The following is a 13,535-nucleotide window of genomic DNA, read 5'->3' as shown; positions in this document are numbered from 1 at the left end:
AAGAGCCTTCTTCCACCAGCCGAAACCAGCTTCCAAAACCGCCGTTCTTTTCCGGTGGCCCGATGCTCGTCGCGTCGGGAGGCGGTTTATATGGGCGCACCGCCTACCTGTCAAATGCCTTTCGAAAGAAAAATGACATTTCAGTCATTTAATTTCAAAAGGCCGCAGAAAGCGCGCCCTGCGCCTTGCCAGATACTATATGGAGAGCCCTGCTCCCCCGCAACTACAGCCCGCTCCTGTAAGGGAATGCGCCTCAAGCGCCACCAGATATGGTGAGCCCGCCATATTCTGACGACTAAAGGAACATCTTCTCATCCAGTTCCCGGACATTCAGCATCCATTAACCGTTCATCCTGTAGGACTGGTTTCGGAATTAATGTCGTAAGGAGTAGTCCGGCATGCGTAAAGTTGGGGTAGCCATTCTGGCTGCAGCCGCACTGTCAACTGCGGCGCTTGGTGGCTGCGCCGAGTTCACCAAGCTGAAGCCGACCAGTCAGGCCAAACCCGGCCCTGGTCCGAGCGGGTATCCGTCCTTTGCCCAGTTCACAGATATCCCGGTGCCGAAAGATGCCGAGATGAACGTCTCGGAAACCGTCGTATTCGGCGGTCATGATGCCTGGTCAGGCCAGCTCGTGCTGGATACCGGCCATCAGCACTCCGATATGTTCGATTTCTTCAAGGGTGAAATGCCCAAATTCGGCTGGGAAGAAATCACGGCCGTCAGAACCAATCAGTCGGTTATGGCCTATACACGTGAAGAACGTGTCGCCACGATCCAGATTGAATCGATGAAGCTCGGTGGCTCTGAAGTGCGGATGGTTGTCGCCCCCCGCAATCCGAATGGCAGCGCCTCTGCACAGCGGCTGTTCAATTCGGCCCCCGTTGCCAAAGATCCCAAGCCACTGATCACCGTGAACTGAGTTTCACGCTTCGGACAAACGAAAAGCCCCGGCGCCTTGCGACCGGGGCTTTTTATTGCCGTTTCTGTCTCTCTGCGGGCAAGCAGCCGCTCAGGTCATCCGGAGATTGTCACCCCTGCGGGAAAATTGCCGGCTCACAAAACTGCCGGGAAGACTTCAGTCCCGAGCATATTCTCCGGGCGTCGCCGGTTGAACTCACCGGTCCGGCAATAAGCCGGTAGAAGGTGCCCTTCGTCGCCCCAAGATTCACCTCGCTCAGTTCGGCATCGAAATTACCAAGGATTGAGCCATATTTACGCTGCAGGGTTTTCCAGCCCTCCATTGCCGCGCCACGCGAGCGGTAGGAGGCGAGGTGAATCCCCGGCTGCGGACCAGAAGAAGCCTGCAGGGCCGGTTTTGGCGGCGTACCACCCGGTGCTGTCACCCGGCGCGGGCCGGAAGCCGTGGCTCCCGTCGTTTTCGGCTCCATCATTGGTTCTGCAACCGTACCCGGTGCACCGCCATTTGCCTGTAACTCGCGTTCAATCGCTGCACGTTCCGCGGAATATTCATCAGACGTAATCAGACCGCCCGCCTGTAGTTTTCCGAGTCGACGCACTGCATCCGCTGCTTCCAGAAGTCCTGTCGGCGGCGGAGCAGGATTAGAGCGGACATTCGGATTCGCCGGCATCAGCGCATCCAGGATGATCGAGCGCTCAGCCGCATGTTCCTGCGGTGAAATGGCCCGCATCTGCAATGATTTCGACAAGGCCTGAAGCCGTCCGGCAATCTGGCTCGGTGGCGGGACAGGACGATCCAGCCCGGTCGCAGGAGCCGGCTTGGTTAACGGCAGCAGTGCACCGATATTGGAGCTGCGGCGATCACGGAATTCATCTTCGGTAATCAGGCCGACATTCAGCAGGCGGTTTACCGCTTCGAATCGGGTCACGATATTCTGGAAAGCCGCATCTGACATCTGCGCGCCCCCTTCACCCAGAGCCGTCTGAAGCCCTGACTGCATCTGGGAGGCCGGTGCATTTACGACTGAGGACATCGGATTGAGAGATGTTGCCGGCGCCGGCTGCATCGGTGCTGCCACCGGTGCCGCAGCCTGTGGAAAGCCTTCATTCGTGGTCCCCGGCATACCAAAGGTGTTCATGTCCGGACCGGTCAGAAGCGCCAGATTGGTTGATGCGATATCACCGATCGGCTGCAGATTGGCCCGCCCGGGAACCGCAAACATCGCACCCTGTGCCGGGCTCAGCCGCGACAGATGCTGATAGAAGGCTGCGGCCTCCTTCGGACGTCCGGTATTCTGGTACAACAGGCCTGCGGCAAGGTTTGCATACTGATCATTCGGATCCTTGCGCAGCGCATCCGCAAGATGTGCCTCCGCCAGCGAATAATTCCCCTTGGCAAGTTCAGCCAGGCCAAGGTCCGTAGAAGTCGCCACCGCATTCGCAGAAGGCTTCTCGTTCCAGAACCCGTTCTGCCAGAAACTGTCAGATTCCTGCGCCAGACCACAGCCGCCAAGACTGGCAGCCAGCAAGCCGACAATCGACAGATGTTTCATGCGCTTGATTACAGACATTAAAAGGCGTCTCCCCATCACACCGACTCGGTTAACCATATTTGGTATACCAGATGTTGTGTCGGATCAAGAAAAAGGGAAAGTAACTTATGTAATTATCAAGGACTCCCGATCGTCTGCTTGGAGAGTCCAAGGGATTGAATTCAAATAAGCCTAAAAGACAATTGATTTTTCCCCTGATTTCCCAAGTCAAACATCTTCAAGTCTTGTCAACGAGCCGCAGATGTCACCAGACAAACGACAAGACCCGCCTGTCTCCGGCTCCGACAGGTTTGCCCGAAACCGGTTGAGGTGAGAGGATTAGACAAGGTCAGGGCAACGGTTTGTGCTTTGCCTTCGACACCCTCCAACCGATCTGTTCAGGATACGTAATGACCAATATCTTTGATGCCCCGCAACTCCCCGCCTCCGGGCAGGTGTTTCTCGACCATGTCGGCTGCTTTGTGCGGGATATCGACAAGGTTGCAGAGGCCATGGGCGGGCTCGACATCACGCTGACCCCCTTCACCGAACAGCAGAACAACGGCAAGCCGGCAGGGACGGCGAATCGCTGCGCCATGTTCGGACGCGGCTATATCGAGGTTCTGACACCGGTCAGTGACACACCGCTGGCCGCACAGATGAACAGTGCGATTGACCGTTATGAAGGGCTGCATCTGATCTGTTTCACCACACCGGATGCCAATGTGACTGCTGGCGCCCTGGACAGTCAGGGTTTCAGTTTACAGTCGCCGGTCGAACTCCGTCGCCAGACGGCGGACGGCGAGGCCGCCTTTACCGTACTGCGCCTGCAACCGCCCGGCATGCCGGAAGGGCGTATCCAGTTCTGCACCCACTATACGCCGGATGCGGTCTGGCCGGACCGGTATCTGGCCGAAGGAAATCGTGCGCGGGCTCTCAGTGGTGTTCTGGTGGCCGGACCCGACCCCAGAGAAGCCGCGGGGCGATTCGCCCGCTTCACCGGTCGTGACGCCACAGAGACAGCTGTCGGATGGAACCTGAAACTGGACCGGGGCGCGCTGACTTTTGTCGATGTCCCGACAGCTGAGAAGCTGACCGGTCTCACAGCGCCAGATCCTGTCTGGATCGCCGCAATCGCCGTTGCCGACAGGACAGTTGATACAGAACTGCGAACCGATCTCGGCCCGGTCAGCCTGATCCGGCATCCGGCTGACACGCCGCCATCCTGGCTTTAACCCCTGCCCCCGGCAGCCGCTATGGCATTTCAGCCCTGCGGCTGCCGCAGGATATCCGACTCCGTAATGATGACAGACATCGGAATATCGTGAGGTTGCGGATAAATCGTCGGAATTTTCGCCATGGCAAAACCAACACCGATCACCACAGGTTTATAATCAAGTGCCGCCAGCGTGCGGTCGAAATAGCCGCCGCCATGGCCCAGACGATAACAATCGCCATCAAACCCGAGGAAGGGGGCCAGCAGCACATCTGGCCGGACCGTCTCTGCCTCAGCCGGCGGTGTCGGAATATCCCAGATACCCCGCTCCAGCCGGTCACCCGGTGACCATGCCCGGAATATCAGCGGCTGATTGCGCTGTGCCACAACCGGCAATGCCGCACTGCCCCCTCTGGCGATGACATCCTTCAGGACATCCCGCAGATCCGGCTCACTGCGAATCGGCCAGTAACCACTGATACAGATGGTTCCCAGAGTCGCCAGAAACGCCGTCAGGTTTTGCTCTAGCTGCCGGGTCAGGGTTTGCCGGACTTTCGGAGCCAGCTTCCGGCGTTCATCCAGCAGCCGCAATCGCTCAGCCTTGCGCCAGCGTTTTACATCTGTTGCCTGCCGTTCATCCGTCTCTGGCGGGATCCCCATATATTCGGGATCAATTTCGTGCATGAAGCAGGGGGGAGATGCAAAACCCCGGTAGGGAACATCATCGTCCGCCATCAATGCCTCCTTATCTGGAACCGGGACAGTATGACTCCGGAACAGATCAGGCGTCCAGTTTCAGGTCAGCTTTCGGAACAGAAATGCAGGTCAGACAGGAACCGGTTTCCGGCGGTTCTCCCGGCTCCGTGACATAATCCACATCACCGGATTTGACGGCCGTCAGGCAGGTTCCGCAATTTCCTGCCCGACAGCCTGAATCAATAGGGATGCCATGGCTTTCTGCGAAATCGAGCAGGCTCTCCGACTCATAATCCCAGTCGAGAATTTTGCCGGACCGGGTGAATTCCACCTTCAGGGCCGTGGCCGGTTTCTCAATGGCAGTGGCTGCGACATTCTTGACCGTCGCCGCGCCAAACGCTTCGTAATTGATGTGGTTTTCCGGCACCCCCCAGGCTTTCAGGTCAGCGGTCATCTGCTTCATCATATTGGCCGGGCCACAGATGAAATAGCGGTAGTTGCTTGAGGGCAGTTCTGCTTTCAGCAGGTCAACCGTCACCCGCCCCTGATGGTGATAATCCCGGCCTTCGACATCACCGGGCCGTGGTGATGAGTAGCAGACCCGAAGATTGATGTTCTCGTTTTCCAGCGCCAGGTGTGCCAGATGTTCACGCATGATGTGGTGGGAGCCATCACGAACACCGTAGAACAGCCAGACCTCACGCTTCGAGCCGGTTTCGACAACCGCATTCAGCATCGACAGCAGGGGCGTCAGGCCAACGCCGCCCGCGATCAGTACAATCGGCGGTGACTTCGTTATATCGAGATAGAACTGTCCGCTCGGCGCTTTCACATCGACAATGGCGCCGGGCTGGATCATCTGATGGAAATGATTGGAAACCCGTCCGGGGTGTGATTTCGGAATATCCGGATTGCGATCGATGCGCTTGATACTGACACGATAACAGTCCGGCTTGTGAGAATCCGACAGGGAATAGCAGCGAATCAGCGGCTTCGACCAGTCTCCGGCAGCCAGGCTGAAGGTGAGGTACTGACCGGGGAGAAAGGGGGGCAGGCTTTTCTTGTCATGGGGCCGGAGGATGAAAGACGTGATATCCCCGCCCTCGTTGCGCCGTTCCGTTACCTCGAATTTACGATAACCGTTCCAGGAGAGCTCTTTCTTTTCCTTCTCGAAGTCTTTCTGGGCCATGATCTGGGCAACACGGGCCTGCAGAAATTTGTGCTCGGCTTCCACGGAACGCCGGACAATCGAACGGCTTCGCACGGCATCAATGCCCAGCCACAATACCCAGGCTGAAATCAGGGAAAGAAACAGGGTCGCAATTGCCGAGACCAGAAAATCAGGATCCATCACCACCCTCCCCTTTCGGCTGGACCATATAACGGGTCACCGGTTTGTTGAATTTCGGACCTTCATGATAGCGATGGCAGAGTGTGCAGTCCTCCCGGACGCCGGTTTCATTATGGCAATCGACACAGCCTGATCGTTCGATAGAACCGAAATTACTGATAAAGAGCGTCGGATCAAAGCCTTCAAAGCTGCCCGCATAATCGGCTTCCGCATCCAGCCGGTGACAGCTTTCACAGGCCGTTTCAGGGCCGGACAACCCGAGATGGGGCCGATGATCAAAGAATTTCTGTGATCTCTGCTCATCACGGTAATAGGTCCATTTGAATGCCAGTTGCTCGCCTCCGTCACTGATCGAGACATCTTCCAGTGCATGGCATTTGGCACAGGCCCCCGGCCCGGTTTTGCGGTCTGCGAACAAGGCCTGCATGGCCAGTGCCCGTTCCCTGTCTTCTTCTCCCGTGATTTTTCCCGGTGCGGTTGCCGCAAAATCCATCCATGCCTTCATGACCGGGTCGGCATGGCCAATCGCCCGGTACAGCAGACTGAATTCATCTGCCCCCCAGCCGCGCGGTCGCTCCGCATCCGGCCTGACATATTCCACATTCCGCGCCCACTGACAGGCTGTCTGCCTTGCCAGTTCCGGACTCAGTCCGGCAAACAGCTGTTTTGCCTCGGCTGTTGTCGTCTGCCCTGTCGCCAGGTCAACCAGCGGGTCCTGCCCTGCTCTCGCCATTGCCAGGAACAATTGCTGCAGCGGCTCGCTCTGCCCGGTGACATCATCAATATCGATACCGGTCAGGAACGAACCGATGGTCGTCGCCTGCTCCAGCGAATAAGCAAAATATTCCTCGGCTTCCCGAGGGTCCGGACGATCACCCTGCTCGAAAGCTTTCAGCCGCTCGACCAGATCAACGGCCTGTTCGCCGGTCAGGCCACAGGCCTCCAGAATATCCGATTCTTCAAGATAGTTCTGATCGAATTCCGGAAACCGGAGGACGGCCATCTCCCGGCCAACTACCTGATCCTCATGACAGGAGGCACAGGCTTCCTGATATCCGACGACAGGGACATAGCGTGCTGCCTGCTCGGTCAGATGACAGCCATTACAATTGGCCGGGGCATTGGCCGCTGTCTTCGGGTCCGAGAAATGCTTCCCGATATGAGAGGCATGATCGAAAATGATGTTGTTGCGTTTCCGGTAGGGAAACGGCTTCACAAAATCCAGATGATCCTTGCTGAAGCTGTCGAAGCGAATCAGGTGGCAGGTATTGCACTGGGCATCCGTCAGCTTGCTGATATCAGCCTCCGCGCCCTTATGTTCCTTATGACAGGAGCGGCAATTGGTCTCACCCAGTTCAGGTCTGGTCACCCCGAACAATGTCCGGTTATGGGGCACATTCGACGGACCGTCAAAGCCGTGACAGTCGATACATTGTCCGTCCATATCGGCATGTGTAACGACCGATGCCAGCCAGGTATCTGCGCTGGCTTCTGCCGACGCATGGCAGGCGCTACAGGCAACCGAGCCATCAATCGACAGATTTGCGTGATGTCCGGAAAGCGGCCCCGGATCGACAAAAGCCAGACCGGCAACCCCGTCCGGACGGGAGGTCATTGAAATCGCAATCAGCGAGATCACGATAAAGATCGCGACCAGCGCTGCCCGTCCCCGCCAGACCCTGAGAGTCCGCTTCGGCGCACAGGGAGGATGGCTCTGCGAACAGGCGCCATCCGGCAGTGGGCCATCGAAACAGTCACCACCTGCACGCTTCGGGCGTCTGCAATAATGTCTGCCATCGCGGAACAGAGGGGTACATTCGGTAATGCCCCCGCAACTGCCATTGATATTTGGCCCCCGCGCACAGGCTTTGCCCCAGCGCGCCATGCGGCCACAGCGATACTTGAAGGTGGGCCGTTCGTAAGCGCTGGCAAAATAGCGGAATTTGGAAAAGTCGATCATAGCGCATACACGTGAACAATGATCAGATGCCATGTCGCCAGCGTAATCAGGCCCGTTGACAGGGGCAGATGCGCCAGCAACCAGATCTTCATCAGCCCCTGCAGGGCATAATGCTGGTCGATCCGGTTCTTGCGCTGGCCAAGTTCATACAGGCGGTCGAGATAAGGCAGTTCCGAATCGCGAAGATATCGCCGGACAATCCCGATATTCTGATGCAGCCAGTGCTCTCCGGCCTGCGTACCAAACACATGGCTGAGCAAGAAACGCGGCTGACGAAAATACCAGTCAGCCGTTTCCGTGTAATGCCGGGCCAGGGTGTCTGCCCCGCTGACATCCGTACAGCGCAGAATAAGCGATTCGACCTCGGCCCGGATCTCCGCGATCTCACCTGGTATCCGCTCAAACAGGACCTCATATTCGGTCTGTATCAGCCGGGCCGGGATGATTCGCTGAATGGCATATCCGATTATTCCGGTCAGACAGGCACCATAGAACAGCAGCATCAGAACCTGCTCATATAACCCCAGAGCCCAGAAAGTCCCGGTATGCAGCCAGAACAGCACGACCGAGAGCAGGCCGATCACGATGTGAAGCGCAAACCATGTGGAAGCACGGCCAAGCGGCACCATCGACAGGCGTTTACGCAGATTGAACAGCGCCAGAAAGACCAGCGACGCATACAGCACATAGCCGGTCAGCAGTGAGGTGTCCCCGAGTGCATTATCGATCCGTATATATTGCAGAACGACAATCCCGAGCGTCACAGCAGCCAGAAGCCAGCACAGCAGATAGACCCGCATCCGGCCGCTCACCATTGCTTCGCCGCCTCTTCCAGTTCACGGAAGTCGATCCGGTGCAGGGCATCGTGCGGACAGGCCCGCACGCAGGCCGGGCCACCAAGCTGTCCTTCACACAGGTCACATTTGGTCGCCTTCATGATCGGACGTTCTGTTTCCGGATCCGTCATCACCGCCCCGGTTTCCTCACGTATCTCCACCAGGCGGATATTATCATAAGGGCAGGAATTGGCGCAGGTCGCACATCCGATACAGGTCTCGTCATTGATGATGACATTCCCGCTTTCGACCGAACGGTGAATAGCCCCCGTCGGGCAGCCAATCAGGCAGACCGGGTCGATACAATGCATGCAGGCATTGGCGACCATATAATTATCGAATGTCCGGCCATGCCGGATGAAACGCGGATTGCCTTCATGTGTTGATGCACAGGCGCGGACACAGTCATCGCAGCGCGTGCATTTCTGGAGATCGATCAGCATCGCCTGTGTGGCATTGACGTAGCGTTCTTCAACCGCCCATTCCATCAGCGCATCTTCATCGAGCGACCGGGCCACAAGCTCACCAACCCGGGGAACTTCTGCCGGAGTCAGAATCGGAAACAGATGTTCTTCAAGCATCCCCGCCGGCACCCGCAGCACATCAACATATCCCAGTGCAGACAATGTTGTGTCGAGTGCTCCGGCCTCTCCCGTCTTCCAGCCATCATACAGGGCAGAGAGACCGTAGTGATCACCGGCACCGAGATAGGTCAGGGTACGCCGGCCATTACCAAGCTTCACCGAAACCCGTGCAAAGCCGGCCCGTATGAGCAGCAAGCCGTCCGGGTAATTGCCTTCCCGCGCAATGATCGGTTCGTCATCCAGCACATCCCCGCCGGTCTGGCGCATTTGCCGGTAGGAGGCATGCCAGTCAAAACTGCCGTAGGTTTCGAACAGGGTTGTCTCGACGATTTTTTCCAGCGCCTGCGAACGCAGCCCCCTGAACAGGGCATTTTCCTCAAAATGATTTTTCAGTGCATTGGAACGATAGGTGGCATCGATCTGCCGGCGCCAGCCCTCGTCATATTTCCGCAGTTCACGCAGCCCCTGCCACCGGATTTCCAGCGCCAGCGTTTCTGTTTCAGCGAACACAGTTGCCGTGCGCTGTATCCGGCCCAGCGCCGCAAGTTCACCAAACAGGGTTCCAGCATTGATCGATGCAGTGCGGTGCTGGTCAATAATCGCCGGAATATCCTGCAGAAAAGCCCGGGCGCCGCCACGCAGATCGGCATCCCGCACCATACGGGAAGACTCTCCCGGACGATCCCGGATTTCAGGCACCCAGCTGTTACGCCACAACTGCGCAACCGAATCAAAAAAGCCTTTCCGCTCGACCACCTGCCGTCCCAGCAGGTTACGCGGCAGGCTGGGGGCAATCACCACCCGCATCCCGCCATCGAGAATCAGAAAGGCCGAATTTCCGTAATCCCCTTCCCTCACCACGATGTCGCCGGGTGCAAAACGCACAAGCCGGGTATCGTTGCGCAGGATTCCCGTCAGCGGTGTGTGTATCGGGAAACGGTCAAGATCGATGGAGGCAATTTCCGGACGCCGGAGCAGGTCATCGACATCCCCGTCCGTCATATCCGGACCAAAGGGGGTGTCCCATCGCTGGGGTCGGGCGACCGACACAACATCAGCCATGTCGCCTCCTGTCCCCATACGTCATGAAACAATCCCCCTGCCGCAGGCCGATCTTCTTCGCACCTGCTCCGTCTCTCCGGTGTCAGACCGGAGGGTTACTTATAGTCCTTCGGATCAGGCAGCAGATCTTTGACTTCCGCATGCAGATCCATGTCTTTGATGCTGGCGACCAGCTTTCTGGCAATACCGGCCCGTGGATTGGCCAGCAGCTCGGCGGCCAGCGGCACCTTGCCCTTGATCGCTTCCAGCATCCTGGTGGCAGCCGCAATCCGTTCCTGCTGCGCCTCGACATATTTCTTGGTCGGAATACGGTCCTTCGCGCTATGCGCCTTGACGAAACCAACCGCATGACCGGTCACGAACATCCGGGCCAGCTGTGCCGGTGTCATCTCCAGATTGTTCTTTGGATCTGCCGGATCATAGAAACGATGTCGCACCGAGCCTTGTGAATAGAGCACCAGCTCGAAGTTTCCGCGTACCGGATGTCCGGCCTCAATCATGTTCTTGAGTGTACGGGCATCATATTCCTCATTCGTCATGCCATGACAGAACATGCAGTTCTCGGCAATATCGAACAGCTGGCTTGGCCAGATCATACCGGCATCAGAGGAAGCGAGAATACGCTCCTGCTTATGTTCCTTGGTTTCCTGCTCTTTCTTGACGTCCTTGCCACCGTAATCCGAATGGATCGGCATCCAGATCGAGGAGGCGCCATGGCAGGTCTCGCAGGACGGGCCAGCATTGATATTCGTCGGGGCATCGAAACTCGCCTGAGAGGGGGTGAAGTGACACAACAGGCAGGTATCGTTTTTTCTGATGTTTTTTTCGCCACCTTCCGCAGCGAGAATATCCTTGGCGGAGACATCCTTGCGTCGGTGAATCGTCCGGAACCCGGTTCCGTGAACCGACCGTTCCCAGACCTTGTATTCTTCTTCGTGACATTCCTGGCAGACTTTTGGCCCCTGAAAATACAGATCAAAGCCCTGCGCATTCGCTGATCCGGCTGTACCGGTAACGAACCCTATCGTCGCAAAAAACAAAACCCATCCAAAGCGCGACATAACAAACTCCCTTGCCCCTGAAACTCTGCCGGCCTGGAATTCTTCCCCCGACTTGCAACAATCCGAATTCCACAGACTGCCACATATCAAATATTTCATCCTTACCAATTGACCGCAAGAACCTTATCCCGCCCACGATGCGGCAATCAGGGCAGGGATGCATTCCCCCGTCCCCCGGATCGTCGTATAATCAGGGATGAACTTTCTGACCCGACATAGCCGCATCCTCCGGTTTACCGTTCTTGCACTCTGCGCCATGACAACCCTGTGGGCGGTTCTGGGGAGCGAGCCACCCACGAAAGACCTCAGCATTGCCTTCCGGGCAGAAAGCCAGTCACTGCTGGATCACGCGAGCGAGCGAATTCTCAGTGTCGCGGCGAGCGTTGATCGCCTGTCTATCGCCGGACTGGCCGGTGCCGGTGTCTTCGATGCAACAGCCATCGCCCGGCCACAACCCGAACCTGACGGTCAGCCGTCTGTCTGGCGCCTGAATGTCCCTGTTCAGGGAAAGGCGGGGGAACCGGTGGAAATCATTGCACCTGAAGCCCGGTCCGTGATGGACCCGCCGAACAGCGTATTGTCCCTCTCCATTGTCCTCGACCGGATCAGCACCGGGCTTGTGGCTCAGAACGCGCTGATGAACTCCCTCCGGTTTGCAACACAGGAAGGCTGGCAGGTCCGGATACGGGCGAAGACATCGGCCATGAACAGCCCGTTGCCGGACTGGAAAGTCATGCAGCAGGCCTGGGCTGCGGGAACATTACGGGACTGGACCGTCGACCGGGAACCCCTCACGATTACGGCGGCTTCGCCGGTTCGGCAGAACGGTCGTCTGGTTGCCGCCGCTCTGGCAACGGCGCAGATCGGGAATTTGCTGGCCCCCCTGTCCGGACAGGCTGGTGATCTGACCATCATGATCCTGCACAAGGGCACGCCGGTCGCACTTGTCGACAGAAATAGCGTAACCGGCCCCGACGCTGTCCCCGATATGGAAGAAATTCTTTCTCCTGCCGTACTGGCAGCAGCCACCTCACCCTCCGGATCGGTTATAAACGCGGGCGATCTCTGGGTATTTGGCACCCGTGTGGAAGGTACACCATTTCATGCGGCAGTCATTGGCAGCGTCTCCTCTCCCTATCTCCAGCCACCCTTTCAGGATGATGCCATCCGGGTTCTTCTCATTGTCATTCTGATTCTCGGCGTGATGCTGTTTATTTCCGACAAGCTGGCCAAGCGGGAGTTCATCCGGCCTGCCCGCGCACTGATCTCTCATATTGAGGCAGAGAACCGTAATATTGCTGAGGCTGCCCCCGGTGATGTTCCGGAAAACTGGAAGCCCTGGTTCACCACGATCTCAAGAATATTTGAAGAGAACCGGACACTGGTGCGCCATCTGACGGAAACACTGGAAAACCTCGACAACGCTGTTGATGAACGCACCCGGGAATTGCAGCAAAAGAACAGTGAACTGGAACTGGCCCTGAAAAAACTGCGGGAAGCCCAGGACCAGATCGTCTCGCAGGAGAAGCTGGCATCGCTTGGTGCCCTCACTGCCGGGATCGCCCATGAGATCAAAAACCCGCTGAATTTCGTGACCAACTTTGCGCAAAGCTCAATCGAGCTGGCGACAGAGCTTGAGGAAATCCTGGCCCCTTACATCAAAACCATCCCGGAGCAGGAACGTGATGATGTCGAAGGACTGATCGAGGATATCCGCAACAATGCAGAACGAATCGACAGCCACGGTAAAAGGGCCGACAGCATCGTCAAAAGCATGCTGGCTCATGCCCGCGAATCCAGCGGTGCCCCGGAACTGACCAATCTGAACGCCCTGATCCGGGAAAGCGCCACACTGGCCTATCACGGCAGACGGGCACAGGACCGGGGGTTCAATGTCACACTGGATTATGCGCTGTCCGATGACCTGCCGGAAATAAAGGTCGTCCCGCAGGAACTGAACCGGGTGATTCTCAATCTTGTCGGCAACGCCTTCGATGCGGTCCGGGAGCGACAGGCAGCAGGCCCGAAGGATTATTCACCTCAGGTCACACTGTCCTCCGAAATATCCGGGAACACAGTCATTCTGAAAGTACGCGACAATGGCGCAGGCATTCCCGAGGGCATCCGGGAAAAACTGTTCACCCCGTTCTTCACAACCAAGCCCACAGGCAGCGGCACCGGCCTTGGCCTGTCAATCTGCCATGACATCGTACGACGTCATGGAGGACGCATAACCGTCGACAGCAAACCCGGAAACCACACCGAATTCACCATCACCCTGCCGCGGGAAAACTGAACTATAACCTCAAAAGGTATCT

10 protein-coding genes are annotated in these 13,535 nt (G+C 57.3%); 3 read left to right on the top strand and 7 right to left on the bottom strand.

Going from position 1 to position 13,535, the window contains the following annotated elements; all coding sequences use genetic code 11:
• Positions 1-398: 398 nt before the first annotated feature.
• The gene (locus tag GH722_20560) at positions 399-920 is read left to right on the top strand and encodes a hypothetical protein (GenBank protein MRG74159.1); all 522 of its coding nucleotides are present in this window, start codon (positions 399-401) and stop codon (positions 918-920) included.
• Positions 921-1,029: 109 nt separating this feature from the next.
• On the opposite strand, the gene GH722_20555 is transcribed toward GH722_20560, so the two are convergent.
• Positions 1,030-2,490 (bottom strand): hypothetical protein, encoded by a 1,461-nt coding sequence (locus GH722_20555; protein ID MRG74158.1) that lies wholly within the window; start codon positions 2,488-2,490, stop codon positions 1,030-1,032.
• 371 nt (positions 2,491-2,861) lie between these two features.
• Between GH722_20555 and GH722_20550 the strand changes: the two genes are divergently transcribed.
• Positions 2,862-3,686 carry a hypothetical protein gene (locus tag GH722_20550; protein ID MRG74157.1) on the top strand — a complete coding sequence of 275 codons (825 nt, stop codon included), beginning with the start codon at positions 2,862-2,864 and terminating at the stop codon, positions 3,684-3,686.
• Between the two features lie 29 nt (positions 3,687-3,715).
• Here GH722_20550 and GH722_20545 read toward each other — a convergent pair whose 3' ends face one another.
• From GH722_20545 to GH722_20520, 6 genes are all read right to left on the bottom strand, one after another.
• Positions 3,716-4,402 carry a 5-formyltetrahydrofolate cyclo-ligase gene (locus GH722_20545; GenBank protein ID MRG74156.1) on the bottom strand — a complete coding sequence of 229 codons (687 nt, stop codon included), beginning with the start codon at positions 4,400-4,402 and terminating at the stop codon, positions 3,716-3,718.
• A gap of 46 nt (positions 4,403-4,448) precedes the next feature.
• The gene (locus GH722_20540; GenBank protein ID MRG74155.1) at positions 4,449-5,714 is read right to left on the bottom strand and encodes a 2Fe-2S iron-sulfur cluster binding domain-containing protein; all 1,266 of its coding nucleotides are present in this window, start codon (positions 5,712-5,714) and stop codon (positions 4,449-4,451) included.
• Positions 5,704-7,707, bottom strand: coding sequence for a hypothetical protein (locus tag GH722_20535; GenBank protein MRG74154.1), 2,004 nt, complete (start codon positions 7,705-7,707; stop codon positions 5,704-5,706). The genes GH722_20540 and GH722_20535 overlap by 11 nt, the downstream gene beginning before the upstream one ends.
• Entirely contained in the window at positions 7,671-8,489 is an 819-nt protein-coding gene (locus GH722_20530; GenBank protein ID MRG74153.1) for a hypothetical protein, read from the bottom strand. The genes GH722_20535 and GH722_20530 overlap by 37 nt, the downstream gene beginning before the upstream one ends.
• Positions 8,483-10,174, bottom strand: a complete 1,692-nt coding sequence (locus GH722_20525) for a 4Fe-4S dicluster domain-containing protein (GenBank protein MRG74152.1) — start codon at positions 10,172-10,174, stop codon at positions 8,483-8,485. Before GH722_20525 ends, GH722_20530 begins: the two co-directional genes overlap by 7 nt.
• A gap of 77 nt (positions 10,175-10,251) precedes the next feature.
• Positions 10,252-11,316, bottom strand: a complete 1,065-nt coding sequence (locus tag GH722_20520) for a hypothetical protein (protein MRG74151.1) — start codon at positions 11,314-11,316, stop codon at positions 10,252-10,254.
• Positions 11,317-11,413: 97 nt separating this feature from the next.
• Between GH722_20520 and GH722_20515 the strand changes: the two genes are divergently transcribed.
• A complete protein-coding gene (locus tag GH722_20515) occupies positions 11,414-13,513 on the top strand; it encodes a hypothetical protein (GenBank protein ID MRG74150.1) in 2,100 nt (699 codons plus the stop codon).
• Positions 13,514-13,535: the final 22 nt, after the last annotated feature.

This window comes from Alphaproteobacteria bacterium HT1-32 (genome assembly GCA_009649675.1).
Classification (GTDB): domain Bacteria; phylum Pseudomonadota; class Alphaproteobacteria; order Rhodospirillales; family HT1-32; genus HT1-32.
The sequence above is the reverse complement of the archived record's forward strand: the minus strand, read 5'-3'. Positions and strand labels throughout refer to the sequence as shown.